This is a genomic window from Sphingopyxis sp. (assembly GCF_035944815.1).
Taxonomy (GTDB): domain Bacteria; phylum Pseudomonadota; class Alphaproteobacteria; order Sphingomonadales; family Sphingomonadaceae; genus Sphingopyxis.
On sequence record NZ_DASZAU010000004.1, the window covers coordinates 201,837 to 227,731 of the forward strand.

The 25,895-nt window shown below is 64.7% G+C and carries 21 protein-coding genes; 6 read left to right on the plus strand and 15 right to left on the minus strand.

Going from position 1 to position 25,895, the window contains the following annotated elements; all coding sequences use genetic code 11:
• The first annotated feature begins 124 nt into the window (after positions 1-124).
• On the plus strand, positions 125-541 hold the full coding sequence (locus tag VGU00_RS06315) for a Rap1a/Tai family immunity protein (RefSeq protein WP_327466630.1): 417 nt from the start codon (positions 125-127) through the stop codon (positions 539-541).
• A 14-nt stretch (positions 542-555) separates the two neighbouring features.
• On the opposite strand, the gene VGU00_RS06320 is transcribed toward VGU00_RS06315, so the two are convergent.
• The 10 genes from VGU00_RS06320 to VGU00_RS06365 are packed head-to-tail and all read right to left on the minus strand — an operon-like array spanning position 556 to position 11,201.
• Complete coding sequence (locus VGU00_RS06320; protein WP_327466632.1) at positions 556-2,232, minus strand: AMP-binding protein; 1,677 nt, start codon at positions 2,230-2,232, stop codon at positions 556-558.
• Positions 2,229-3,821: an AMP-binding protein gene (locus VGU00_RS06325; protein WP_327466634.1), complete on the minus strand. Its 1,593-nt coding sequence runs from the start codon at positions 3,819-3,821 to the stop codon at positions 2,229-2,231. Before VGU00_RS06325 ends, VGU00_RS06320 begins: the two co-directional genes overlap by 4 nt.
• Complete coding sequence (locus tag VGU00_RS06330; protein ID WP_327466636.1) at positions 3,818-5,227, minus strand: aldehyde dehydrogenase family protein; 1,410 nt, start codon at positions 5,225-5,227, stop codon at positions 3,818-3,820. The genes VGU00_RS06325 and VGU00_RS06330 overlap by 4 nt, the downstream gene beginning before the upstream one ends.
• 13 nt (positions 5,228-5,240) lie before the next feature.
• Positions 5,241-7,460, minus strand: coding sequence for a TonB-dependent receptor (locus tag VGU00_RS06335; protein ID WP_327466637.1), 2,220 nt, complete (start codon positions 7,458-7,460; stop codon positions 5,241-5,243).
• An 18-nt stretch (positions 7,461-7,478) separates the two neighbouring features.
• Entirely contained in the window at positions 7,479-7,943 is a 465-nt protein-coding gene (locus VGU00_RS06340; RefSeq protein WP_327466639.1) for a cytochrome C, read from the minus strand.
• Complete coding sequence (locus VGU00_RS06345; protein WP_327466641.1) at positions 7,940-8,380, minus strand: cytochrome c; 441 nt, start codon at positions 8,378-8,380, stop codon at positions 7,940-7,942. Before VGU00_RS06345 ends, VGU00_RS06340 begins: the two co-directional genes overlap by 4 nt.
• The gene (locus VGU00_RS06350; protein WP_327466643.1) at positions 8,377-8,937 is read right to left on the minus strand and encodes a methylamine dehydrogenase light chain; all 561 of its coding nucleotides are present in this window, start codon (positions 8,935-8,937) and stop codon (positions 8,377-8,379) included. Before VGU00_RS06350 ends, VGU00_RS06345 begins: the two co-directional genes overlap by 4 nt.
• A 31-nt stretch (positions 8,938-8,968) precedes the next feature.
• Positions 8,969-9,559, minus strand: a complete 591-nt coding sequence (locus VGU00_RS06355; RefSeq protein WP_327466645.1) for a redoxin family protein — start codon at positions 9,557-9,559, stop codon at positions 8,969-8,971.
• Positions 9,556-10,074 carry a MauE/DoxX family redox-associated membrane protein gene (locus VGU00_RS06360; protein WP_327466647.1) on the minus strand — a complete coding sequence of 173 codons (519 nt, stop codon included), beginning with the start codon at positions 10,072-10,074 and terminating at the stop codon, positions 9,556-9,558. Before VGU00_RS06360 ends, VGU00_RS06355 begins: the two co-directional genes overlap by 4 nt.
• On the minus strand, positions 10,074-11,201 hold the full coding sequence (locus VGU00_RS06365) for an amine dehydrogenase large subunit (RefSeq protein WP_327466649.1): 1,128 nt from the start codon (positions 11,199-11,201) through the stop codon (positions 10,074-10,076). Before VGU00_RS06365 ends, VGU00_RS06360 begins: the two co-directional genes overlap by 1 nt.
• Positions 11,202-11,389: 188 nt before the next feature.
• On the opposite strand from VGU00_RS06365, the gene VGU00_RS06370 reads away from it, so the two are divergent.
• Complete coding sequence (locus VGU00_RS06370) at positions 11,390-12,049, plus strand: TetR/AcrR family transcriptional regulator (RefSeq protein WP_327466651.1); 660 nt, start codon at positions 11,390-11,392, stop codon at positions 12,047-12,049.
• Between the two features lie 75 nt (positions 12,050-12,124).
• Here VGU00_RS06370 and VGU00_RS06375 read toward each other — a convergent pair whose 3' ends face one another.
• The 3 genes from VGU00_RS06375 to VGU00_RS06385 all read right to left on the minus strand — a co-directional run bounded on the left by VGU00_RS06375 (position 12,125) and on the right by VGU00_RS06385 (position 16,659).
• Positions 12,125-14,491 carry a TonB-dependent receptor domain-containing protein gene (locus VGU00_RS06375; RefSeq protein WP_327466653.1) on the minus strand — a complete coding sequence of 789 codons (2,367 nt, stop codon included), beginning with the start codon at positions 14,489-14,491 and terminating at the stop codon, positions 12,125-12,127.
• Positions 14,492-14,622: 131 nt separating this feature from the next.
• Entirely contained in the window at positions 14,623-15,948 is a 1,326-nt protein-coding gene (locus tag VGU00_RS06380; protein WP_327466655.1) for an ATP-binding protein, read from the minus strand.
• 9 nt (positions 15,949-15,957) lie between these two features.
• Complete coding sequence (locus tag VGU00_RS06385) at positions 15,958-16,659, minus strand: response regulator transcription factor (protein ID WP_327467442.1); 702 nt, start codon at positions 16,657-16,659, stop codon at positions 15,958-15,960.
• A gap of 247 nt (positions 16,660-16,906) precedes the next feature.
• Between VGU00_RS06385 and VGU00_RS06390 the strand changes: the two genes are divergently transcribed.
• On the plus strand, positions 16,907-19,255 hold the full coding sequence (locus tag VGU00_RS06390) for a GH92 family glycosyl hydrolase (protein WP_327466657.1): 2,349 nt from the start codon (positions 16,907-16,909) through the stop codon (positions 19,253-19,255).
• A 16-nt stretch (positions 19,256-19,271) separates the two neighbouring features.
• Here the strand turns inward: VGU00_RS06390 and VGU00_RS06395 are convergent, their stop codons facing one another.
• Both VGU00_RS06395 and VGU00_RS06400 read right to left on the minus strand, forming a co-directional pair.
• A complete protein-coding gene (locus VGU00_RS06395) occupies positions 19,272-19,742 on the minus strand; it encodes a DUF3237 domain-containing protein (protein WP_327466659.1) in 471 nt (156 codons plus the stop codon).
• Positions 19,743-19,798: 56 nt separating this feature from the next.
• Entirely contained in the window at positions 19,799-21,979 is a 2,181-nt protein-coding gene (locus VGU00_RS06400) for a TonB-dependent receptor (RefSeq protein ID WP_327466661.1), read from the minus strand.
• Positions 21,980-22,132: 153 nt separating this feature from the next.
• On the opposite strand from VGU00_RS06400, the gene VGU00_RS06405 reads away from it, so the two are divergent.
• The 3 genes from VGU00_RS06405 to VGU00_RS06415 all read left to right on the plus strand — a co-directional run bounded on the left by VGU00_RS06405 (position 22,133) and on the right by VGU00_RS06415 (position 25,876).
• Positions 22,133-23,506: an MFS transporter gene (locus tag VGU00_RS06405; protein WP_327466663.1), complete on the plus strand. Its 1,374-nt coding sequence runs from the start codon at positions 22,133-22,135 to the stop codon at positions 23,504-23,506.
• A 103-nt stretch (positions 23,507-23,609) separates the two neighbouring features.
• Positions 23,610-25,097 carry a carboxylesterase/lipase family protein gene (locus tag VGU00_RS06410; RefSeq protein WP_327466665.1) on the plus strand — a complete coding sequence of 496 codons (1,488 nt, stop codon included), beginning with the start codon at positions 23,610-23,612 and terminating at the stop codon, positions 25,095-25,097.
• Positions 25,098-25,102: 5 nt separating this feature from the next.
• Positions 25,103-25,876, plus strand: a complete 774-nt coding sequence (locus VGU00_RS06415; RefSeq protein WP_327466667.1) for a glucose 1-dehydrogenase — start codon at positions 25,103-25,105, stop codon at positions 25,874-25,876.
• The last annotated feature ends 19 nt before the right edge of the window (positions 25,877-25,895 follow it).

Consider the following 25,895-nt stretch of genomic DNA (forward strand, 5'->3'; position numbering starts at 1 on the left):
CCCCATCCCGGTCTCGCGCGATTTCGGCGCCCGAAAGCTGTCCCGAATGGCTCAGCAATCATATATTTAGTGCTCGTGACATATCCGGTATAGAATAGGTCGAGGGATTGTCAGGAGAGGGCAAATGATACGGCTGTTTGCTGCGATCCTTTTCGCCGTGACCGCGCCGAATCAAGGGGCGGCTTTTCAGGTTCGCGAGAGCCTTGCCGGCGGCAATTCCTATTATAACCAATGCGTAGCCGGCCCGAAGGACTATAGCGCCTGCATCGGATATTTCATGGGCATCGCCGACGCGCCGGTGATGAACATGGGCAAGGCACCCGAAGAGGCGATCTATTGCCTGCCGGCAGGTGCATCCTATGAGCAGCATCGCGACGTGTTTCACAAATTCCTGCGCGACAACCCGACGATAAGGCATATTTCCACGCATCACCTGTTCCTGATGGCGATGAATGCCGCTTTTCCCTGCAAGAATTCGCCATCACTGTCGATCGATCCGGACACCGGCGGCCTGTATATGACGGCGCCCAAGCCGCGATGATCGCTGCCGGCGGTTTAGATGCCCGCCATCGTCGACCGGTTTGCGTCTTTGAGCAGCTGAAGCATCCGTTCGCGCATCGCGAACTTCTGTACCTTGCCGGTCACCGTCATCGGGAAACCGTCGACGAACAGGATATGCCGGGGAATTTTATAGTGCGCGATGCGGCCCCGGCAAAAGCTCCTTACCTCTTCGGCGGTGAGCGTCGCGCCGGGGCGCAGGATGGCCCAGGCGCATAATTCTTCGCCATATTTGTCGTCGGGTACGCCAACGCATTGCGCGTCGACGATGTCGACATGCGTCATCAGATATTCCTCGATCTCGCGCGGGTAGATATTCTCGCCGCCGCGGATCACCATATCCTTGATCCGTCCGACGATCCGGCAATAGCCATGCTCGTCGATCGTTGCGAGATCGCCCGTGTGCATCCAGCCGTCCGCATCGACCGTTTCGGCCGAGCGTTCGGCGTCGTCCCAATAGCCGAGCATGACCGAATAGCCGCGTGTGCAAAGCTCGCCCGTCTGCCCGCGCGGCACGACCTCGCCTGCAAGGTCGATCAGCTTGACCTCGAGATGCGGCTGGACGCGGCCCACCGTCGATACGCGCAGATCGAGCGGATCGGCGGTGCCGCTCTGGAAACTGACCGGGCTGGTTTCGGTCATGCCATAGGCGATCGTGACCTCGTCCATGTGCATCCGGTCGATCACCTCGCGCATGACCGTCATCGGGCAGGGCGATCCGGCCATGATCCCGGTGCGGAGCGAAGACAGGTCGAAGCGGTCGAAATCCGGGTGCGCGAGCGCGGCAATGAACATCGTCGGCACGCCGTAAAGTGCGGTGCAGCGCTCGGCCTCGATGGTTTCGAGCACGGCGTGGGGGTCGAAAGCCTCGGCCGGGTAGATCATCGTCGCGCCGTGCACCGCGCACGCCAGATTGCCCATCACCATGCCGAAGCAATGATATAGGGGGACGGGAATGCACAGCCGGTCGGCAGGGGAGAGACCGATCCGTGCGCCGACGAACGCGCCATTGTTGAGGATATTGCGGTGCGACAGCGTCGCGCCTTTGGGAAAGCCGGTTGTGCCGCTGGTGAACTGGATGTTGACCGGCATGGCGGGATCGAGCCGGATGTCCGCAAGCATTTCGGTCCTGGTGCTGGACAGCGCATCGAATGGCAGGCAGCCTCCGCGGTCCTTGTCGCCCAGCACGATGACGAGGCGGAGGTCGGGCAGGCGCGCCGCGCGCAGCATTCCCGGCGTCGAAGCCGGTAATTCGGGTGCCAGTTCGCCGAGCATCGCGATATAGTCGCTGCTCTTGTGCGAAGGAGCGAGGATCAACGCCGTGCAGCCGACCTTGTTCAGCGCATAATCGAGCTCGGCGACGCGATAGGCGGGATTGATGTTGACGAGGATCAGCCCCGCCTTGGCCGTTGCGAACTGGACGATGACCCATTCGGCGCAATTTGGCGCCCAGATCCCGACCCGGTCGCCAGGCTTCAGCCCGCGTTCGAGCAAGCCGGCCGCAACTGCATCGACGCGCGCCTTGAGTTCGCTCCACGTCCAGCGCACCGACTGGTGCCGGACAACCAGCGCTTCGCGATCGGGATGGCGCGCCACGGTCCGGTCGAAACAGTCGCCGATCGTCATTTCGATCAGCGCGGCGTCGGTGTCACCGCGAACGATGCTGTCGGTCATGCGATTTCATTCCTGAATTCATTGTCGCGCAATTCCTTGCGCCGGATCTTGCCGCTCACGGTCTTGGGCAGGCTGTCGACAAATTCGATACGACGCGGATATTTATACGGCGCGGTGGTCCGTTTCACATGATCCTGCAGCGTCCTCACCAATGCGTCGGAAGCCTTGTGCCCGGCCGCAAGGACGACGAACGCTTTCACCACCTCGCCGCGCGTCGGGTCGGGGCTCGCGACGACGGCGCTTTCGGCGACCGCCTCATGCTCGAACAGCACGCTTTCGACCTCGAACGGCCCGATGCGATAGCCCGACGAGAGGATCACATCGTCAGCCCGCCCGACGAACCAGAAAAAGCCGTCGGCGTCGACCGTCGCGCGGTCACCGGTCAGGTACCAGCCGCCCCGGAATACGCTCGCCGTGCGATCGGGGTCGCCGCGATAGCCCAGGAACAGACCCGGCGGACGGCGCTCGCCGACGCGCAGCGCAATGTCGCCTTCCTCGTCCGGCGGCAGGACCGCACCATCATGGTCGATCACCGCCAGGTCGATGCCCGGCGTCGGCCGCCCCATCGCGCCCTGTCGCGCCGCGCCCGCGCGGTTGCAGCAAAGCAGCACCGTTTCGGTCTGTCCGTATCCGTCGTGGATGTCGAGCCCGGTCGCTTTCTTCCACAGGTCGATCACCTCGGGGTTCAGCGGCTCGCCCGCGCTGACGCAGTGGCGCAGATGGGGAAAGTTGCGTCCGCCCAAATCGGCGCGCACGAACATGCGATAGGCGGTCGGCGGCGCGCACAATGTCGTCACCGGGTGGCGCTCCAGCAGGTCCATCGCGGCGACCGCATCGAACCCCGGCGCATGGTTGACAAAGATTGCCGCACCCATCAGCCAGGGCGCGAACAGGCTGCTCCACGCCGCTTTCGCCCAGCCGGTGTCGGACATGTTCCAATGCAGGTCGCCGGGACCGAGATCGAGCCAGAAGCGCCCGGTGATTTCGTGCGCCAGCGGATAGCCCGCGCCATGGATCGTCATCTTGGGCTGGCCCGTCGTCCCGCTGGTGAAGTAGCAGAGCGCGGGATCGTCGAACGCGGTATCGGCCACATCGTCCAGCGGCGCAGCCGCCGCTTTTGCTACGCCATAATCGATCCATCCCGGGCGCGCGCCGCCGATATGGACCAGCGGGATCGCGGCATCGACCGGCGTTTCGTCGACCCGCGGCGCGACGTCGGACCCTGCGACGATGCAACGGGCGTCGGCGGCGTCGCAGCGATAGGCGATGTCCTTGGGCGTGAGCTGCACCGTGCCCGGCGAGGCGATCGCGCCCAGCCGCAGGCAGGCGAGCATCAACTCCCACCATTCGATCTCGCGCGACATCAGGATCAGCACCGTGTCGCCGCGCCCCACGCCCGCGGCGCTCAGGACCGACGCGGCGCGCGCGGCATGGCGAGAAAGTTCGGCAAAGCTGCGGTCGACGACCGCGCCGGTGCCGTCGGTCCACAGCATCGCACGATCGTCCGGCCTTTCGTTCGCCAGCCGGTCGATCGCGTCGCGCGCGAAATTATAATGCGTCGGCGGATCCCAGTCGAAAACCTCGCTCATCCGCCGCGCGCTACATTGATCACCGACAATTGCGTATATTCGGCCAGCCCTTCTTCGGACTGTTCGACGCCGAGGCCCGACGATTTGATCCCGGCCATCGGGATATGCGGGCCGATCGCGACATGCTGGTTCACCCACACCGATCCGCTTTCGATCCGGTTCGCGACGGTCACTGCACGATCGACGTCGCGCGACCAGACGGAGGCGCCAAGGCCATAGGGCGACGCATTGGCGCGCGCGACGACGTCGTCGATGTCCGAATAGCGGATCACTGGCAGGATCGGGCCGAACTGCTCCTCGTCGACGATCTCGTGCCCGTCGGTGACGTCGCGCACGATCGTCGGGCGCAGGAAATAGCCGGCACGGTCGATAATCTCGCCGCCGGCGACAATCGTGCCGTCGCGGCGTGCGCTTTCGAGAAAGGCCTTCACCTTCTCATATTGCGCCTTGTTCTGGATGGGGCCCATCTGCGCCCCCTGCGCCAGCCCGTCGTCGACCACCGCCGCCTCGGCCAGCCGCGCCAGTTCGTCGCACATCGCATCATAGATGCTGTCGTGGACATAGGCGCGCTTGATCGCGAGGCAGACCTGCCCGCAATTGAGGAAAGCCGCGTTGAAAATGCCCTGCGCGACCTCGCGTACATCGACATCGTCGAGCACGATGCCAGGATCGTTGCCGCCAAGCTCGAGCGTCAGGCGCTTCAGTCCGTCGGCGGCGCTCGCCATGATCTTCTTGCCTGTCGCGGTCGATCCGGTGAAGCCGACCTTGGCGATGCGCGGGTCGGCGGTCAGATAGCCGCCGAGGTCATTGGCATCGACGATGATGTTCACCACGCCCGCCGGAAAGATGTCCTGGCAGAGTTCGCCCAGCATCAACGCGCAGACGGGTGTCGTCGGCGCCGGTTTCAGCACGATCGTGTTGCCCGCGATCACCGCCGGGCCGATCTTCCAGCAGGCGACGAGCAGCGGGAAATTCCACGCGATGATCCCCGCGACGACGCCGAGCGGCTTACGGCGGACCTGGATGAGCCCGTTCGCATCGTCCTGGATCGTCCGTTCGGCGATGTCGAGCGTCGCATAGTGGCGAAGATAGCCTTCGGCCCACGCGATCTCGCCCTGTGCCTCGGCCAGCGGCTTGCCCTGTTCCTGCGTCAGTGCGCGCGCGAGCTTGTCGGCATTGGCGGCGATTGCGTCGGCCAGCGCGCTCACCTTCGCCTGGCGCTCCGCCATCGGCACCTCGGCCCAGCCGGGAAAGGCGGTCGCCGCGGCCTCGATCGCGTCGTCGGCCTGCCGTTCCGAGGCACGCGCGACCGTCGCGAATATCTCTTCGGTCGCGGGGTTGATCACGTCCATCGCGTGATCGCCGTCGACCAGCCGTCCGCCGATCAGCATCTTGTAATCAGACATCCGCTCTCTCCGATCAGAACTTCGTGCCCACCGTCACGCCATATGTCCGTGGCGTTCCGACGTGATTATAGTCGAACCCGAACCCGGCGAGCAGGTCGACGCGCGAGGTGAAATAGAATTTGTTGGTGAGATTCTTGCCCCAGATCGAGGCGTTCCAGCGGCCGTCGGCCGATTCCCAATCGATGTGCCCGGCCAGCAGCACATAGCTGTCCTGCTTCAGCCGGGGGATATTGAGCACCTCGAAATATTGGCTCGACGAATAGTTGATGTCGCCGTGCAGGCTCAGCTTGCCGCCGGCGGCGTCCATCACTGTCGCATCGACGCCGCCGGTGAAGGTGAATTTGGGCGCGTTCGACAGATTGTTGCCGCGGACATCGACCCCGCTGACGATACCGCGCTTGATCTTGGTATCGAGCAGGCCGACCCCGGCGCGCAGCGTCACCATGTCGGTCGCACGTACGGTCAGCTCGGCTTCGCCGCCCAGGATGCGCGACCGCGGGATGTTGAGCAAAGTCTGCGCTGCGGTCGCGGGATCGATGTTGATGAATTGCTGGTTGCTATAGCTGTAATGGAAGGCGGCGAGGTTGAGCGTGACGCGGCGGTCGGCGAACTGGCTCTTCAGTCCCAGTTCGAAGGCTTCGATCTTTTCGGCCTTCGCGACCGACAGTTCGGATGGGTCGAAAAAAGCCTGCGCGTTGAAGCTCGGGGCGCGGTATCCGCGACTGTAATTGCCATACACCATCACGTCGGGATTGATCTTGTAGTCGGCGCCGATCTTACCCGACAGATTCTCCTGGCTGTAATCGAGCCGCGACGGCGGGATCAGGTTCATCACCAGCACCCCGTTCGGCCCCAGCGCGTTGGATTCGAAATTGCTCTGCGTCCCCTTGTCGTGCGTGAAGCGAAGGCCGCCGCGTAGCGTCAGCTGGTCGGTCAGCTCGAAACTCACGTCCGAATAGAGTGCATAGCTTTTCTTGAGCTGATCGAAACTGTTGCGGAACAGGCAGCCCAAGGGGAAACCCGCAGCACAATCGGCATCGGTAACGCCGGGCAGGCCGTCGGAATCGATATCCTTGCCGATTTCGAACGTCGTCTCGTTATAGACTTTCTCGCGGTTGAAATAGGCGCCGAGGATGAAGTTGAACGGGCCGCCAAAGTCGCTCGTCAGGCGCAGGTCCTGCGCGAATTGCGTTGCGCGGTCGGTATAGGGGATTTCGAGCAGCTCGGTCGCGGTGCCGTCGGTGTCCTCATAAAAATTGAGGCGGCCCTTGTCCCACGACGTCACGCTGGTGATCGCGAGCGCGTCGCTCAAATCGACCGTACCCGTCAGCGACACCGACCAAGTGCGCGCGCGTCGGCGGTCGGTGACGTTCGCCTCGATCTCGCGGCGCCCCAACCCCGGCCGGTTCACCGCCTCGGGCTGCGCATAAATGCCATAGTTGCGCGGGTTCTGGTAACTGGTCGACGCGCGCAGGATAAAGCGTGCGCTGTCGTTCGGTTCGAACAGCAGGCTGCCGCGCACGCCATATTCGCGCACGCTCGCAAGGTCGGGTTCGCCCGGAAGCTGGTTCTTGAACCAGCCGTCGGCGCGCGCGAAGGTGAAGGCGACGCGCGCCGCCAGCGTCTCGCCCAGCGGCACGCTGAATGCGCCATTGGCCTCGTAGCGGTTGTAGTTGCCATAGCCGAGGTTCAGATACCCCTCGGTATCGCCCAGCAACGGCGTCCGGCTGATCAGGTTGACCGCGCCGCCGGTCGTGTTCTTGCCATAAAGCGTGCCCTGCGGTCCGCGCAGCACCTCGACGCGCTCAAGGTCGTACATCGCGACGCCCAGGAACGCGAAATTGCCCTTGTAGACTTCGTCGTAATAGGTCGCGACGGGGCTGGCCTGGTTGAGGCTGTAATCCGACATCGACACGCCGCGCAGCGCAAAGATCGGCGTGTTGTCGCCGACGGTCGAGGTCAGCTGCAGGTTGACGATCTTGCTGGCGAGTTCGTCTGCCTGCGTGACGCGCTGTTTTTCAAGCGAATCGCCGCCGATCGCGCTGACCGCGATCGGAACGTCCTGCAGCCGTTCGGATCGTTTCTGGGCGGTGACGACGATATCGGTCCCATCAACCGTTTCGGCAACGGCGGTGTCGGCGGCGGCCTCCTGTGCCAGCGCCGGCATGGCCACGCCGGCCAGCAGCAGCGCGAGCATCGGACGGGCAGCGCATGGCGTTATTCCCTTGGTCATCGAAATCCTCCCCTGTTCCTATTTCTGTTGTTTGTCCCCGGGCATGCGGGCGACCATGCCCGCGCGTATCGTCATCGCCTCCGCGCGCAGCGGTTTCAGCCGCAGCCGTCCCACCTCGGCAGGGGTGTAGGGCTTGAAATCCGCGGGGACGTTCGCGGCGTCGAAGCGCACAAGCGACCAGTTCACCACTTCGGCTAGATCGGCGTCGGACAGCGCCGCCGTCGCCACGCCCGGCACTTGCACCAGATATTCGCGGCCGCCGGGCACCTGCAGGAAGCGCGCGACGAAACCCGCCATCGTTGGCGTCGTTTGCGGCGTTCCCGTCGCGTCGGCGCGGTGGCATCCCTGGCATGACAATATCCAGTTCTGCCGCGCGCGCGCGGCGTTCGCGACGCCGGGAATGGTTTCGGCTCCGCTCCACGCCGGCGTTGCCACGGCCGCTCCGGTCGCTGCGATCAGCGCAGAGACGGCCAGCCACCTCATTTCGCCCCGGTGCCAGCCCGCAGCCGGCCGACCGCCGCGCTGTTGAGCGCCGTACCGCCTGCACGATATCCGGCGACCTCGCTTGCCGAAAAGGGCTTTGCCGAACTGCCCTTCAAGACATGATTCAGCACCGCGGCGACCTGTGCGTCGTTCAGACCCGCCTGCGCGGGCATCATGCCGCGAAAAGGCTTGCCGCCGATGGTGATTGGTCCCGACACGCCGCGGATCACGACCAGCGCAAGATAGCGGCGCCCGGCCGGCGTGGCGGCAAGCGACGCGGTATTGCTCTTGAGCGGCGGAAAGGCGCCCGGAACGCCGGCGCCGGTGGCGAGGTGGCACGCCGCGCACCGCTTGTAGACTGCGGCGCCGTCCTGTGCGGCGGCATGTCCCGCCGTTAGCCCGGTCAACCCGACAAGGATCGCAAGCCGCCGCATCATTGCTGTTCCAGCGCGACGCCGAGGATCACCGCGGTCGAGCAATTATAGATCGCGCTTTCGGTTCCGAGGCACCAGTTGATGTCGTTGTTCGCCTGCGGCCGCACCATCGGCCGGTCGTGCTCGTTGCGGTTGCACAGGCAACGCCCACACGATGATTTGCCGCAGCAGTCGTTATAGCTGATAATATAGGCGCGGTTGTCGGCGGGATTCTGGCACGTACCGATCCAGGTGATCGGCGACATTTCGGTACCCGGCGGACAACTGCTCGCCGTGCCGCCGCAGCAACTGCACAGGAAACCGTCGATCGCACAATAACGCCAATAGTCGCACTGCGTCTGGTCACCGGGGTCCTGCGGATTGCCTGTCGGTTGCGGTGCGATCGGATCGCCGCCGCCGCTATGCCCGTGTCCCTGCGCCTGCGCGCGCGACACCGGCAGCACCGGGATCACCGCCGTGCCGGTCAGCGCGCCGCCGATCAGCGTCAGCAGGCTGCGCCGCGATGTCGCGCGGGCGACCCGTCGCGTCATTTTTTCGGAAAATTTGTCCAGTCCCGACATATCCGTCCCCTTCTTGTCGCGTCGTGCGGGATCAGCCGCGCGCGAGATATTCCTGGATCGAGGCGACGCGGCGTTCCTTGGCCTCGAACAGGCTTTCCAGATGCTCGCGATTGTTGACGAGGCCGAGCGAGGCGATGTTTCCCGCCTCGTCGATCAGCACCGCATAGGGCAACTTCGAGACCCCGAGCGACCGGCCGAGTTCTTCGGATAGCACATAGTCGAAACCCGCGAGCCCCTCGGCCATCACCAACCGCCGATGCGCTGCCGCGTCGCCGTCGCTCGCCAGCACGACATCCAGCCAGCCGCGCTCGGCGGAACTCGCCGACCGGACGACGGGCAGCAATGTCTTGCAGACCGGGCAATCGGGCGAGAGAAAGAAGATCAGCTGGCCGCGCCGTTGCCGTTTGCCGCCGATCGCGACCTCCTTGCCCTCCAGCGTCCGCAGGGTCATTTCGGGTGCCTTGTCGCCGACATTGACTTTCTGGTGCAGCGTCAGCGCGCCGGCGGGGGCTATGCGTTCGTGGAGGACGCCGACCTGCCGCGCGAGCGCCGCGACAAGTACGCCGAGAACGGCGACGGCGATCCAGAGCAGGATTTGCGAGGCGAGGAAAAATCCGGTCATCGTGCAGCACTCCGGCTGGTGGCGGGAAGATGGGCGATTTCGCCGGCCGCGAAGAGCAGCGCGACAAAGGCGAGGGCGGCGAAGATCGACTGGACGCCGACGCCGACGCTCCCGGCGGGAGAGAAGAGGAGGGCGAGCGCAGCGAGAGCGAGCGCGAAGGCGCGCGCGATGGCGAAGCGGCCGATACCGCTCCGGCGTGCGCCAAAGTCGCAGCCGCAATCGATGCCTCCGTCGCCGCGTCGGCGGGCGCCGACCAGCGCGGCGCCATATCCCACCCACAGCAGCGCTGCGAGCAGCGCGCCTGCCGAGCGCGAAACCGGAAAGAGCAGGGCGAGCGCGGCCGCAAATTCGGTCGCAGCCGCCGCCATCGTGACCGGCGCTGCAATCGCCGGATCGATACGAAGCAGCCCGGCCGTTGCCGAGGCCAGCCGCGACCGTTCGGCAAGCTTGTGCGCCGCCGCGATGCCAAGGACCATCGCGAGAAACAGGGTGAGGACCGATAGAGCCGTCGACATCAGCGGGCCGCCGTCATCGTCATCGGGTCGTGCGCTACGCTCGCAATCGTTCGGACGAATGCGCCGCTCGCGGCGTCATAGACGTCGAGCGAGCCGTCCGGGCGTGACGCAACGAGCAGCGGCTTGTCCTGCTGCGTCGCCTCGATCGAAACGCTGTGGTTCTTGAGTGCGATACGGCGAACGACCGATTTCGCCTTGGGATCGATCACCCACGCCTCGGTGCCGCCATCCTTGTGCGACCCTTCCGCGCCCTTGGGATTCATCAGCACATAGAGGAGCCCCGCGCGGTCGGACGAAACGACCTGCCAGCCGCCGGGCCGCCATTCGGGCGCGCCGCCGTCCTGTTTGGGGAGTGCGAAGCTGCCGAGGTCTTTTGCCGCCGCGCCGGAAAAATCGATCGCGCGCAAATTGCCCTTGAAGCTGACGAACCAGCCCGTCCGCCCGACCATCGCGGGGGTCATGAACAGCGGATCGTCGTCGATGTCGTTGAACACCGGGCTCGTGACAGTCGGCCCGGCCTTGCCCGCCGCGTCGAGAGTCATGCTCGTCATCGTGCCGTCGGCGCAGAGCGAGGTGAAACCGCGCGGGCCCGTCGGATAGACGAGCGAGCAGCCCGGCAGGTCGATGTCGGACAATATCTTGCGGCCGGCAAGGTCGACGACGGTCACCGACGATCCCGGCGTGAAGTTGAAGACCAGCGCCCATTTTTCGTCATTGGTGAGTTGGAGGCTGTTGCGGAGCGTGACGAACAGGCCGCGCTTGCCGCCGGGCAGTACGATCTCGCCCTTCGGCGCAAGCGTCTTCGTATCCCAGATCGTGATGACGTCGGTTCGCTCGCCGCGCGTCAGCCGCGAATAGAAGGTTTCGCTGACATAGATTTCGCCGCGCGTCGTCGACGGCAGGATGTTGCCGAATTGGGCGACGGGAATCTGGCCGCGCAAGTGGCTGTTCTCGGCGCCGACGTCGACCAGAGCGGCGCGGCCGTCGGGCAAGCTGTTGAAGTGAAGGTCGTGCACGAAGATCCAGCTCGCGGGATAGCGTTCGGGCAGTTCGGTGACGGTCGGTACCGGTTCTTCGGGCAAGGGCTGCGGATAGTCCGCCGCGTGTCCGGCTGCGGCCGACATCATCAATGCGGCAAACGCCGCCCCTCTCAGAATGCACTGCATCCCGCACTCCCTGGTTCGTGCTGACAATGGCTCTTGCGGCCGATTCGAGATGATGTTGATCGTTCGTCCAATTTTAGTCAATTGTCAAAATTAGGGCACTTGTCCAATGTCGCCAACGCCGTTACCAAGATCGTGGAGGATACTGAATCTTGACGAATTTCATTGTTCCCGACCTGAAAATAACCCCGCGACCCGGGGGCTATGCGCGCGGTCAGGATGGCTTCGAGCATATTCTCCGCTCGGCGCTGTCGCTGCTCGTGAACCATGGATCGGCCGCGCTGACGCTCCGGCGGATCGCGGCCGAATCGGGAATGAACGTCGGCAACCTCAACTATTATTTCCGGTCGAAGGAGGAGCTGATCCGCGAGTTGCTCAACGCGGTCATCAGCAGTTACGAGGAATCGTTCGACGAGATTATTCACGAGCCGGGCGCGAGCGCCGAGGCGCGGCTCGAGAATTTGGTCATGCTCGTTCTCGAGGACATCACGACCAAGAAGACGACGCGCTTCTTCCCCGAGCTTTGGGCGATGGCGAACCACGACCCCTTCATCCACGACCGGATGAGCGAGCTTTACGATCGTGCGCGCGTGTCGCTCAACGAACTGATCGGAGAGATCAATCCGGAGCTGCCCAGCGACCAGCGCGAGATACTCGCGCTGTTCATTTCGGGGTCGATGGAAGGCATGACGGTCTTCGCGGGCTATCAAAAGCCCTGGGCCGCCCAGATGCCGATGCTACAGACGCTTGCGAAGAAATCCTTCGTGCAACTGGTAAAGTCGCTGCGGGCGGAGGATTTCAAGGCCGCCTAGCGCGGCCCCGGCGCCGTTCGGCGGCATCCGGCTTCCCGGTCGCCGGCCGAACAGCATATTGCCCGCCGACGCGATTTAGAAGCGGGCGTTGATGCTCACCCAATAGCTGCGCGCCTTGTCCTTGTTGTTGTAGTGATCGATGTAGGTCGGCGTGTAGGCACCGTTCACCGGCGTGCCGAAATCGACGTCATAAGCACGGAAGTCCCGATTGAGCAGGTTGTTCACGCGGCCGCTGAGCGTCAGATGGTCGTTCAGCCGGTATTGCGCGCCGAAATTCAGCACCGTGTAGCTTTTGTAGTAGAGATGCTGGCCGTTGGTGCCGAGCCCGCGATAGCGGCGCGAACGATGTTCGGCCGACAGCTGTGTCGACAGGCCGTCGAGCGGCCGCCAGTCGAGCGTCGCATTAGCCATATGCTTGGCCGATTGGGTCAGCGGCTGACCCGCCGAAGCGCCCGTCTGCTGTTTGCTGTCGGTAAAGGTGTAGTTGGCACGGATCGAGAGGCCGCTGAAAAATTCATAACGCCCCGCGACTTCGGCGCCCTTGATCCGCGCCTTGTCGACGTTGAACGGGATGCTGATCGTGCTGCCGAGCCCGAGCACGGCGTAATAGTCGCCGAGATTGGCGCAGGGGCGCACGAAGTTGGTCAGCGCGCAAGGCTGGACGATCGTCGTGTCGATCTTGTCCTTGAACTTGTTGTGGAACAGCGTGACGTTGAGCCCGCTGTTCGCGGTCGGGTTCCAGTAGAGCGCGATCTCGCTGTTCACGCTGCTTTCGGGTTTCAGGTCGGGGTTGCCGATGAAGGGGCTGGTGCCCTGGCCGCCGAAACCGCGGATGCCGTCATAGAGGTCGGTGGTCTTCGGCGTCTTGTAGCCGGTGCTCACGCCGCCCTTCAGCGTAAGCGTCGGGCTGATGTCGTAATTGGCGTAGATGCGCGGGCTGAAATGACCGCCGAACAGGTTGTGATTGTCGTAACGGACGCCGCCGGTGATGCTGAAACCTTCGAAGGGCGTCCAATTGTCCTCGGCGAACAGCGACCAGATGCGGTGGTCCTGCACCGCCTCGATCCCGCCGACCGCGGCTTCGAGCCCGAACACGCCATCGTCCAGCGTGCCATCGATATATTGGCCGCCGATCACGAAATTGTGGCGGCCGGCCAGATTTTCGACCGGAATGTCGATGCGGCCGTCGACCGTATATTGCGCGCTTTCGAGGGTGCGGAGCGGACGCGGCAGGAAGGTGCGCTCGGCGAGCGCGCGGCGCTCGGCGGCGGGCATGCCGGCATAGGCTCCTGTGCCGCTAAACATCTGTTGCAGCAGCAGGCGCTCGGCGACCGAGAAGGGCATGGTACGGCCCTTGTTGTTCGTCTCGATATAGGCGAGCGACAGGAAGGCGCGCGCGAAGCCGAAGTCGCCGTTGTAGGCGGTCGACCAGCTGTAGCGGTCGAACACCTGATTTTCGGTATAGCCGACGCGAGGCTGCACCACGCCGCCGCTCGCGCGCCAGATGCTTTCGATGCCGTCGAGCGTGCCGAGCGGATAGGTGATCGCGCCGGTCGCGGGATCGACAATCGGCGTGTTGTCATAGACCTGCTTCGAATAGTCGATGTCGAAGATGAAGCTGTGGTCGGGCGAAGGGGTGAAGGTCAGCGAGCCGCCATAGGACCGGTTGGTGTTGCTGACCGTCTTGCCGCCGCCACCGAAGCCGAGGCCGCGGACGTGCGACACGCCGGCGGGGTCGACCACGGGCGCGAAATCGGGCTCCGACGGGTAGCGCTTGTAATAGGAACCGCGCAGCTTCAGCCCGATGATGCCGGGAACGATCGGGCCGCTGACCGCGGCGTCGAAGGTCATGTCGTCGCCGAAGTCAGTATCTTCCTGGATGCTGCGGCCAAAGGTCGCGGATCCGGTCCAGCGGTCGAGCACCTTCTTGGTGATGATGTTGATCACGCCGCCGAGCGCGTCGGCGCCATAGAGCGTCGAGGCGGGGCCGCGAATGACCTCGATCCGTTCGATCGTATCGAGCGGCGGGATATGGTTGAACTGGTTGCCGCCGAAGCTGTTGGGATAGATGTCGCCATGATTGTTCTGGCGGCGACCGTCGATCAGGATCAGCGTATAGTCGGAGCCCATGCCGCGGATGCTGATCGTGCGCTGGCCGGTCTTGTCCGACGTCTCGCCGACATCGACGCCCTCGATATCGCGCACGGCGTCGATCAGCGTCATATAGGGGCGCTCGCGCAGCTCGGCCTCGGTAACGACGGTGATGCTCGCGGGGGCATCGGTGATCTTCTGCTCATAGCCGGCGGCGGTGACGACGATGTCCGACCCGGCGGGCGCCTCGTCGCCCTCGGTCGCCGCAGCCGGTACTGCGATCAATGCGGCGATCGCCGTGAGGCAGGTGCCGCCGCCGAAACGGACGGCCGGGCGATGGAAAGCGGTCATTGGATAGTCCCCCGATAATGCGAATGAATTGCAAAAGATCGGGGCGCAACTGATGCGGGCGCGGTTTCGGGTCAATTCCGAAGTGGGCCGAAACGACGCTTTGTAACACTTTGTTACAAAGCGTCGGGCGGTCAGGGCCCGCCGGAGGGCGGTCCTTGGCGCGGGAGTGTAAGGCGAACGCCAAGACCGCCGAGCGGACCGTCGCGCAGGAGCAAGGACCCGCCCATGGCCATGACCGCCTTGTTCGCGGCAGCAAGGCCGATCCCCGCGCCGCCGCCCGCCCGCGCAGCGTCGAGCTGGCGGAAGGGGAGCAGCGCTTCGGCGCGGCGTTCGGGCGCGATCCCGGGGCCGTCATCGTCGACGTCGATGACATAATCGGCCCCGTCGGCGCCAAGGGTCATTTCGATGCGGCGGGCGTGGCGCCGCGCGTTGTCGATCAGGTTGGTGAGGATGCGCTTGATGCCGACCGGGCGCGCGGTGACGAGCAGTTGGTCGGGCCCCCGATAGGCGATGTCGTCGCCAAGGTCGGCGGCGGTGTCGACCAATGTCACGACAAGGGCGGCGACATCGATCAGCCGTGCCGCCTCCTCTTCGCCATCGCGGAAATAGGACAGGGTCGCGTCGATGAAACTTTCCATCTCGGCAAGGTCGGCGCTCATCGCCGCCCGTGCCTCTTCATCGCGCAGCAGCGCCGCGCGCAGGCGAAGCCGCTGGATCGGGGTACGCAGGTCGTGCGACACGGCGATCAACGCCTGCGTCTGGTCGTCCATCGCCCGGAACAGCCGGTCCTGCATCGCGGTGAAGGCGGTGGCGACCCGGCGCACTTCGGCCGGTCCCTCGATGGCGATCGGACTGGCGCGCCCGCCGCTCGTGCGGTCGGCGGCCTCGGCCAGATTGCTGAGCGGCCGGACCAGCGTGCGGACCATGGCAAGGGCGACAGCGAGGACCGCCGCGACGAGCAACAGGTGCAGGAAAATGACCAGCCGGGGATCGGGCGGCGCCCCCAGATAGGGGGTCAGGCGAAAGGTGATGAAGCTGCCATCGGCAATGCCCAGCGCGCCGACAAGGTCGCGTTCACCGCGCTCGGCCGATGGCATCAGGGTGAGGCGCAATTCGCGCGAGGAGAGCGCCGGCGCAGAGCGGACGATGCGGCGACGCAGTTCCTGCAATTGTTCGAACGATCCGCCGAAATCGGTGATGACGGTGCGGGGGACCCAGTTGAGCGAGAGATTGTCCTGCGACATCAACTGGAGCCGCTCGCCGCGATGACGACGATGGTTCGCGAGCGCGACCGCCTCGGCCTCGGTCAGTTTCATCGCGACCTGGCCAATTTCTTGGTCGGACAGGAGTTCGCGTTGCTGCCAGCGCTCCAGCGCGAGATTGCCGAGCAGTTCGAGCCCGACCGCGCAGATCAGGACCAGCAGGATACGCCCGACCATCGCCCCGGGAAGGCGCACGCGCATCGGTCAGCTCACGACGACATCGGCTGCAAGCATATATCCGACGCCGCGTACGGTGCGGATCAGCGGACGTATCTTCCGGCCGTCGCCGAGCTTGCGCCGCAGCCGGCTGACCAGCACGTCGATGCTGCGGTCGGTCGAGGAGCCGACGCGGCTGCGCGACAGTTCGAGCAGCCGTTCGCGGCCGATCATGCGCTGCGGATGGCGCAGCAGCGCCAGCAGGAGATCCTGTTCGGCGGCAGTGAGGTCGACTTCGGCGCCCGACGGGGCGATCAGTTCGCGGCGGCGCGCATGATATTTCCACGACGCGAATTCGAAACATTCGGGGACGGGCGCGTCGAGCGGGGCATGCGGATCGCGCATCCGGCGCAAAACGGCGCGGACGCGTGCCAGCACTTCCGATCGGCCGAAGGGTTTGGCGATATAATCGTCGGCACCCACGTCGAGCCCGGCGACCCGATCGCTTTCCTGTCCGCGCGCGCTGATCATGATGATCGGGACGCGGCTTCGTTCGCGGATCGACCGGCACAGATCGATCCCATTGTCTCCGGGCAGCATGATATCGAGCAATATCAGGTCGATCCGGCCCATAGCCATGATCGAGCGGAGCTCTGCGCCGTCGCGTGCGGCGCTGACTTCATAGCCATATTCGCGCAGGATGCGGGTCAGGAGCGTCCGCACCCCGGTGTCGTCGTCGACCACGACGATATGATGCGCGAGCGCCGGCGCGCGACTTTGCGCGCCGACCGGCTGGGCCTCTAACGATAGGGTTTCCGACAAAAAATGGTCCTTCGCTTCCGGTTGGGAGGCATGACTGCGCCGCCCCGGCGACATCGTAGCGTTGATAACTAGACGCATTATAAGGAATCGCAATCCCGGTGGCGATGTCGCCTGCGGAGTGCCGTCCATCCTTTCGTCGTTGGACAGCGCCCCCGCTTCGCGTCACAAGGACGCGATGAAATACCTGACCGCCGCCGCGCTGCTCGCCCTGCTTCCGATCCAGTCCTTCGCCGAACAGCCTGCGCCCGATCCGCTGGCTTTCGTCGATCCGATGATCGGGACTGGGCCTGAGGGCCATACTTTTCCGGGCGCCACCGCGCCGTTCGGCATGGTGCAACTGTCGCCCGACACCGACACGACCTGCCAGATCCGCGAATGCTACGATCATGCCGCCGGGTACAGCTGGCATGACCCGACGATACAGGGCTTCAGCCACACGCATTTCTCGGGCGCCGGCCATTCAGACCTTGGCGACATCCTGGTGATGCCGCAGGTGGGGGAGGTCAAACTCGACCCGGGCGACCCGAAACGGCCCGGATCGGGTTATCGCCAGCGCTTCAGCCATGACAGTGAAAAGGCGAGCCCCGGCTATTATGCCGTCACGCTCGCGGACAGCGGCATCCGCGCCGAACTCACCGCGGGGGCGCGCGTCGGGGTTCATCGTTACAGCTTCCCCGCGGGCAAGGACGCGCATCTCCTGCTCGACCTCCGCTCGTCGCTATACGATTATCCGGGCAAGATCCTCTGGTCGGGGCTGCACCTCCGCCCCGACGGCACGCTCACCGGCTTTCGCGAGACGAGGGGCTGGGCGCCGGGGCGCAAGCTCTTCTTCGCGATGCGTTTCTCGGCGCCGCTCAAGGGGCATGCCTTTATCGATCGCGACGAGACGATCGCGTACGAGGGTTTTCAGGGGCCGGGCCGCGGTAGCGACGCACTCGCCGAAAAGCTTGGCAAGGCGCTCGAGGCGAAGCTCGATTTCGGCGCGCTCGATGGCCCGCTCGAAGTACGCGTCGCCTTGTCCGGCGTCGACGAAGCCGGCGCCATCGCCAACCTCGATGCCGAGGGCGCCGGCTTCGACGCTGTCCGCGCCCGGACGGAGGGCGAATGGCGGGGGGCGCTCGGCGCGCTTCAGATCGAAGCGCCCGCGCCGATGCGCACCAATCTCTACACCGCGCTCTATCACAGCCTGCTCGCGCCGAGCGTGTGGAGCGACGTCGACGGGCGCTATCGCGGTCCCGACGATCAGGTCCACGCCGCGAAGGATTTTACATTCCGTTCGACTTTCTCGCTGTGGGATACGTTCCGTGCGCAGCATCCCTTGCTGACGCTCGCCGCGCCGGCGCAGATGAACACCGACATCGTCAAATCGCTCGTTGCGAGCAGCAAGCACAGCCCGCACGGCATCCTGCCGGTGTGGCAGTTCCACGGCCGCGAGACATGGACGATGATCGGCTATCACGCCGTTCCGGTGATTGCCGACGCCTATCTGAAGGGCGTGGGCGATTTCGACGCGGCCGAAGCCTTGGACGCGATGGTCGCGAGCGCCGAATACGCCCCCTATGGCGGGCTCGGCGATTATATGAAGCTCGGCTATGTCGCGATCGATCGCGAGCCCGAAGCGGCATCGAAGACGGTCGAATATGCCTATGACGACTGGACGATCGCGCGCATGGCCGAAAAGATGGGGCGCAAGGATATCGCCGACCGCTTCTACAAGCGCGCGGGTTATTGGCGGAACAGCTTTGACACCAAGACTGGATGGCTGCGCGCGCGCAAGGCCGACGGCAGCTTCCGGACCCCCTTCGATCCGACGGCGATCAACTATGGATCGGACTATACCGAGGGCAATGCCTGGCAATATTCGTGGTTTGTCCCGCAGGATCAAGCCGCGCTGTTCCGCATCCTCGGCGGCGACGCGAAGACGATCGCCAAGCTCGACGCGATGTTCGATTACGACAACTCGAAGCTCGACTACAGCCATGCCGAGGATATCGCTGGGCTGATTGGGCAATATATCCACGGCAACGAGCCGAGCCACCATGTCGCCTATCTCTACGCCTATGCCGGCGCGCCATGGCGGACGCAGGAGCGGCTGAAGCAGATCGTCGATAGCCAGTATAAGCCGACCCCCGATGGCCTGTCGGGCAACGACGATCTCGGCCAGATGTCGGCCTGGCTCGTCTTCACCGGGCTCGGTTTCTATCCGGTCGCGCCGGGGTCGAACCAATATGTGATCGGCCGGCCCTTCGTCGATCGCGCGGTGCTGAACCTGCCCGGCGGCAAGCGCTTCACCGTCGAGACGGTGGGGCTATCGGACGCCAACCGCTATGTCGGCAAGGTGGAGCTCAACGGCAAACCGCTGACGCGCAGCTGGATTTCAGACGCCGAAATCCGCAGCGGCGGCACACTGCGCTTCACGATGCAGGCGAAGCCCGACACCGCATGGGGCAAGGCCGCCGGCGCGCGGCCCTATTCGCAGTCGACCGAAACGCCGGTTCGGCCGGCGGAGTCTGGGCGAAACTAAGTGGGCCCCGATCCGCTTAAAGAAGCTCGAACACGTTATAGCGGACCGCGCCGCCGACGCTCGCGCCCAGCCCGACCGCGACGATATCGTTGAGCCAGGCGTAACGCTCGTCGCCGGTCTCGAATATCGGCGTCGTGCGAAAATAGATTTCGGCATGCTCTTCGTCGTTTTGCGGGCCGCCGTTTCGCGCATGTTTATGCGCCACCGACAGCGGCCGCAGGACCCCGCGATAGGATACATAGATCAGTGCGCCGTCGTGCGTCTCGAACGTGATGCGCGCATCGAGGCGCAGCGTGTCGCGGTCGTCGATAGTCGCCCAATCGCCGCCGCTCGGCATTACGCGGCCGCGCAGCCGTTCGCCCTCGACTTCGCCGCCGGTCAGCGCGGCGATCATCCGGCGCCCGAAATGCGCCTTGCCGATCTGCTGCTGCGGTTCGGTAAAGGCGGCGCGATAGGAACAGAGATAATTGAATTTTGGCTGGAGCATCACTCTCCCTTTCCGAGACGGGAAGGCGACGGCGAACGGACGCCGCCGCCTTTCGATCAGATCTTGAACGCCAGCGTTACGCCATAGGTCCGCGGCGGCGCATAGGGGGTCAAGATCTGGCGATATGGTCCGAAATAGGTGACATAGGTCGGGACCAGCTCGTCGGTCAGATTCTTGCCCCATAGCGACAGTTCCCAACGCTCGTCGGGACCGGCGATCGAGAGCCGTGCGTCGAGATTGTCGTGACTGGGCCAGAGCTGTTGCGGTATGTTCGATGCCTCGAAAAAGGCATCGTCGACCCAGCTGTAATCGACGCGAAGCTTGGCCGACAATTCACCGACCGGGACTTCATACTGGCCGCCGATGTTGAATTTGTTCTTCGGCGAGCGCGGCAGGCGATTGCCCGAATAGGCCTGTCCGGGGATCGAATATTCGCTGAACTTCGCGTCGAGCCAGGCATAGCTGCCGTCGATCTGGAACCCTTCGAACGGCCGCGCGAGGAATTCGACTTCGGCGCCCTTGATCTTCGCCTTTGCCGCATTGCTGACAACGACGCAGCACAGCGGGACGAGCTGCGACACCTGAAGGTCCGAATAGTCGGTCTTGAACAGCGCAATATTGAGCCGCAGCTTGCGGTCGAGCCATTCGGTTTTCGCGCCGACTTCATAACCCCACGCAAATTCGGGATCATAGGGGGTCGACGCGCCGGCGGCGGTGCCCGACAGCCCTTGGAAACCGCCGCTCTTGTACCCGCGCGCGACCGACGCATAGAGAAGCACGTCGTCGGTCGCCTTCCAGTTCAGCGCGAAACGCGGCGTAAAGGCCTTCCACTTCTTGCTCGCCGTCACGTCATAACCGGCCAGCGTGCCGAGCGGCGGCGGCAGGCCGGGGCCGGCATCGCCCTTGTAACCCGCGAACCGTCCGCTCTTGCGTTCCCACGTCATGCGCGCGCCGACCGTGGCGGTCAGCGAAGGGACGATTTCATAATCGAACTGCCCAAAGATCGCGAAGCTGCGCGCATTGACCGATTGCGGAAAAATGCCGATTCCGGTGATCGCGGGGGTCGCGAAATCCTGGATCTGCCCCTGTACGCGATCGGTATCTTCCTTCAGGTAATAGAGGCCGGTCTGGCCGTTCAGCCGCCCGTCGAAGGCGTCGAACGCCAGCCGCAATTCCTGGCTGAACTGTTTGTTGTCCTCGTCGCCGAAGTCGGTGGATTCGATCTGGTTCGGCGGATTGACCCGGTTACTGAAAAAGGGCGTTTCGAACTGGAAGTCGACCTTGCGCAGCGCGGTCAGCGATGTGAGCGTGCCAAAGGGCAGCTCCAGATTGATCTCGGCCGAATAGGACTGGATCGTCCGTTTGATCTCGCCGTCGATATAGGCGTTCACGACGCGCGGATCGGGGTTGATGCCCACGCAATGTACGCCGCCGTTGAAGCTGGTGTCGCAGTTATTGTGGCGCGGATTGCCCTTCTGGTCCTGACGCGAGACATCGGCGCGCAACACGATGTCGAGCGTGTCGGTCGGCACGAAACGGAGCGCGACGCGTCCGGTGGTCAGGTTGAGGTCGTTGACGTCGTTGCCGGTCGTTTCGTTGAATTCGAAGCCGTCGCGCTGCTTGTGCGAGAGCCCGGCGGAAAGATAGATTTTGTCGGTCAGGGCCATGTTGCCGCGCGCGACAACGCCGACGCGATCATAGTTTCCGTAGGTGCCCTCGAAATAGAAACTGTTGTCGGCCGACGGCTTGCGGCTGACGAACTGGATCAGGCCACCGATCGCATTCTTGCCGAACAGGGTGCCTTGCGGCCCACGCAGCACCTCGACCCGTTCGAGGTCGAGAGCGTCGAGATCGGGCGTGCCGCCACGCCCGGCATAGACACCGTCGACGAACACGACCACCGAGGGATCGCCGCCGGCGTTCTGGCTGATCCCAGGGGCGCTGCCGATCCCGCGCATCGCGAAATTGGTGTTGATCGGATCCACCGAACTTGCGGCAAGCCCCGGCGTACGGAGCGCGATATCGGCGACCGTTTCGATGTTATTTTCGCGCAGCTGTTCGGCGCCGAAGGCGGTGACCGAGACTGGCACGTCCTGAAGCTTCTGCTCCTGGCGCTGCGCGGTGACGATGATGTCGCCGTCGGCCGGGGCTTCCTGCGCGGTCGCGATCGCCGGCATCGTCAGCAACGCGACCCCCGCCAATAGCCGCGACGAAGGGTTCAGTCTCTTGTTGGCCATGTCTCGCTCTCCCAATTCGTTTTTCGTTGTTGTTCGCGTCCGATCCTGCTTGACTGTCGGCGTCAAATACTTAGTTATCTAAGTAAATGCTGTATATAACAGCAGGCCGCTTCGCGCAAGAGGGCGGGGCCGGGCCGCGGAACGGGAGTGGATATGGCAACGCAAGGCGCGCAGGAGGCACCGGCCGACCGGCAGGAAAACCGGGGGGACATCGATCCGCCGTGGCCGCGCCCGGCGTATAGCTGGTATGTCGTTGGCGTCCTGCTGCTCGCCTACACCTTGTCCTTTGTCGACCGGATGATTCTCAGCCTGCTCGTCGCGCCGATCCGTGCCGCGCTCGACATTTCGGATACACAGGTCAGCCTGCTCATCGGGCTTGCATTCGCGCTCTTCTACACCCTGCTCGGCCTGCCGCTGGCGTGGATTGCCGACCGCTATAATCGCCGGAACCTGATCGTCGCCGGGGTGGGGTTGTGGAGCCTGATGACGGCGGCGTGCGGCTTTGCCGGAAGCTATGCGTCGCTTTTCGCGGCACGCATGGGAGTCGGGGTCGGGGAGGCGACGCTGTCGCCCGCAGCCTATTCGATGCTCAGCGATTATTTCCCGCGCGACCGGCTGGCGCGCGCGATGGCGGTCTATTCGATCGGCGTGCCGCTGGGATCTGGTGTCGCGATGATCCTCGGGGCATTTGTAGTGCAGGCGGTGCTGTCGGCGCCGATGGTCGATGTGCCTTTCTACGGCCCGATGGACGCGTGGCGATTGATCTTCGTCTGGGTGGCAGCTCCGGGATTGGCGATCGCGCTGCTGATGCTGACCGTCCGCGAGCCCTTTCGCCGCGGGCGACAGGTGGCGGTCGTAGCCGAAAGCGTATCGAGCGGGCGCGCGCCCGGCCTTGTCGCGCATCTCGGGGCACAGCGCGCGGCAATCGGCGCGCTGTTCGGCGGCATGTCGTTCATCGGCCTCGTCATGTATGGCGCGATTGCCTGGATCCCGACCTTTTTCGCGCGCACCTATGGCCTCGAGGTCGCACATGCCGGGTTGTGGTTCGGGATCATCATGGCGATCGGCGGTGCGATCGGGCTGATCGCCGGCGGCGCGCTCGCCGACCGCTGGTACGGACGGGGCGTGGGCGACGCGCATTTGCGCGTCATGCGGCTGTCGATCCTGCTCGGCGGGCCGCCTCTGCTCGCCATGGCGCTGATGCCCGATTCAATGCCGGCCTTTGCAATGCTGGCGGTCGCCTTTCCGTGCCTGACGATGCATGGCGTCGGCGGCGTCGCGTTGCAGCTGATTACCCCGAATGAGTATCGCGCGCGGATGACGGCGCTCTATTTCTTCGTCGTGAACCTCGTCGGCCTCGGCTTTGGCCCGATGCTGATCGCGCTCCTCACCGACAATCTGTTCCACGACGATGCGGCGCTGCGCTATTCGATTGCGGTCGTCACCGTGATCGCGCTGCCATTGGCCGCGATCTTCCTGACGCTGGGTTTCAAAGGATATGCGCGCGAGTTGGCGCGCATGTCCTAGCCTGCGGGGCGGAACCGTCGACCCCGTCGCGGCACATCGCTTATTCCGCAAAGCATATCCGCCGGCATAGGCGCCGCGCCGTCATCGATGATATCCCGGCGCGATGACAGTTCTCGAAAATCACAGCGCGCCGGTCGAAATCGAAGGCGGCACTATCCGTGGCCGCACCGACGGGGCTGTAAACCGCTTTCTGGGCATTTCTTATGCAGCGCCGCCCGTGCGCTTCGAGCTGCCGGCTGCGCCGGCGGCGTGGAGCGGGGTGCGCGACATGGACGAGCCCGGTCCCGCCGCACCGCACCGGGTGAAGCCCTTTCCCGCGATCGATCCGTCGCCGCTGATCGGCCCGGGCAGTGATGGCGGCGACGGCGATTATCTGCGGCTCAATATCTGGGCGCCGACCGATGCGAAGACGGCGCCCGTGATGGTCTTCATCCACGGCGGCGGTTTCATTGTCGGCAGCAAGGATGCGTCCGTCCATGACGGCACCGAATTCGCCCGGTCGGGGGTCGTGTGCGTCGCTATCAACTATCGCATGGGGATCGACGGATTCCTGCCGGTGCCGGGCGCGCCGACCAATTTGGGGCTGCGCGACATGCTGTTCGCGCTGGCGTGGGTTCAGCGCAATATCGCGGCGTTCGGCGGCGATCCGGCGCGGGTGACGGTGTTCGGGGAAAGCGCGGGGGCGATGGCGATCGCCGACCTCGTCACTTCGCCGCTGGCGAAGGGGCTGTTCGCGCGGGCGATTGTCCAGAGCGGGCATGGCGCGATGGTGCGCGACATCGCGGTGGCGCAGCGGCTGGTGCGGAAGTTGGCGAAGTTGCTGCGCATCGTGCCCGATGCGGGCGGATTTCTACCGGTGTCCGACACGGATGCGATGGATGCGATCGACAAGGTTTCGAAGCCGTGGGCCGTCGACCTGCGCGACCGCGAGGGGCGCGAACCTGTCTATGGGATCAGCCGTTTCATCCCCGTCTATGGCGACGATGTGCTGCCCGAAAAACCGATCGATGCGCTGCGCAAAGGGGCTGGTCGCGATGTGGAAGTTGTCATCGGCACCAATGCCGAGGAGATGAACCTCTATTTCGTGCCCACCGGCGTGCGCAAAAAGATCGGCGGCCTCTTCGCGCGCTGGCTGCTCGGCCGGTCGCATCCGGAGGCAAAGGCGGTGCTGAAGGCCTATGGCTACAAGCAGAAGGGCGTGCGCCCCGGCGAGGCGATGACCGATGCGATGAACGACCTCGTCTTCCGCTGGCCCGCGCGCCAATATGCTGCGGCGCATCAGGGCAAGACCTGGATGTACGAGTTCGACTGGCGATCGCCCGCGTGCGACGGCGAACTCGGCGCGTGCCACGGGATCGAAATGCCCTTCGTATTCAAGACGCTGCCAGGCGTCACCGGACCGCGCGGGCTCGCGGGCATCGATCCGCCGCAGGCGCTCGCCGACCGGGTGCATGAGCTGTGGGCCGGATTCGCCCGCGGCGGAACGATGCCTTGGCCCGAGTTCGGTGCTTACCGGATGGTGTATCAGATGACGCGCGGTGAAGCGCTGCACGAGCCCGTGATGCCGGCGGCCGCCTTCATTCCGGAGTAAGTCCTATGTATCTCGACAAACTGCGTCTCGACGGGCGCACGGCCTTCGTCACCGGCGGCGCACAGGGTATCGGACTTGCGACCGCGGAGGCGCTCGCCGAAGCGGGGGCGAAGGTGACGATTGCCGACCGCGATGCCGCCGCGCTCGATCGCGCGGTCGCCGATCTGGCTGCCAGGGGCCATGCCGTCTTTGCCGAAGCGCTCGACGTCACCGACAGCGCGGCGGTCGATGCTGCCGCGGCCGCGATGCTGGTACGCGACGGCCGGATCGACATCCTCGTCAACAATGCCGGGATCGCGCGCAGCGAGACGGCGGCGGAGGATGTCGCCGACGAGCATTGGCTGAACGTCCTCGACGTCAACCTCAACGGCAGCTTCTGGTGCGCGCGGGCGTTCGGGCGGCATATGCTCGCTGCGGGGCAGGGGAGCATCGTCAATGTCGGGTCGATGTCGGGCTTCATCGTCAACCGGCCGCAACCGCAAAGTTACTACAACGCGTCGAAGGCGGCGGTGCACCAACTGACCAAAAGCCTTGCCGCCGAATGGGCGGGGCGCGGCGTGCGCGTCAATGCGGTCGCGCCGACCTATATTGCGACCCCGCTCAACGCCTTCGCAGACAAGGAAGGCGAGATGTACCGCCGCTGGATCGACGGGACGCCCCAAGCGCGGCTGGGCGAGCCTGAGGAAGTGGCGTCGGTGATCCTGTTCCTCGCGTCCGACATGGCGAGCCTGATGACCGGCAGCATCGTGCTCGCCGACGGCGGGTATAGCTGCTGGTAAGCCAGATAGGGCCGCGTCA